The following is a 568-nucleotide window of genomic DNA, read 5'->3' on the forward strand; positions in this document are numbered from 1 at the left end:
AGGTTACAGCGTGACGCTGACCGCCACCGGCGGCGGCACCGGGGCCACCTACCAGTTTTTGCTGAATGGCCAGCCCATCAGCGGGGCCACGGCTGCCACCTACGCCGCCACCCAGGCCGGCACGTATAGCGTCCTCATCACCAACCCCGGCAACTGCTCGGCCACCTCGGCCGGCACCACTATCACGGTGAACCCCGTGGCCACGCCCACGGTGGCCTACGGCGCCGGCAGCTACTGCCAGAACGCCGGCACTAACCCCGGACCCACGGTATCGGTGGCGGGCGGCACGTTCACGGCTGCGCCCGCGGGACTTAGTTTGAATGCCAGCACCGGCGTTATCAACCTGGCCGCCAGCCAGCCCGGCATCTACACCGTTACCAACACCGTGGCCGCCAACGGGGCCTGCCAGGCCGCTTCGGCCACCACGCAAGTGAGCATCAGCGCGGTGCCGGCAGCAGCGCTGGCCGTGAGCGGGGCCACCACCATTTGCCAAGGTTACAGCGTGACGCTGACCGCCACCGGCGGCGGCACCGGGGCCACCTACCAGTTTTTGCTGAATGGCCAGCCC

General features: G+C 69.0%; 1 pseudogene. It reads left to right on the forward strand.

The annotated features are described in order from the left end of the window. Window positions 1-568, forward strand: a pseudogene (locus ACYVDE_RS25760) (sugar-binding protein); the annotation flags it as partial.

The organism is Hymenobacter agri, from assembly GCF_054778495.1.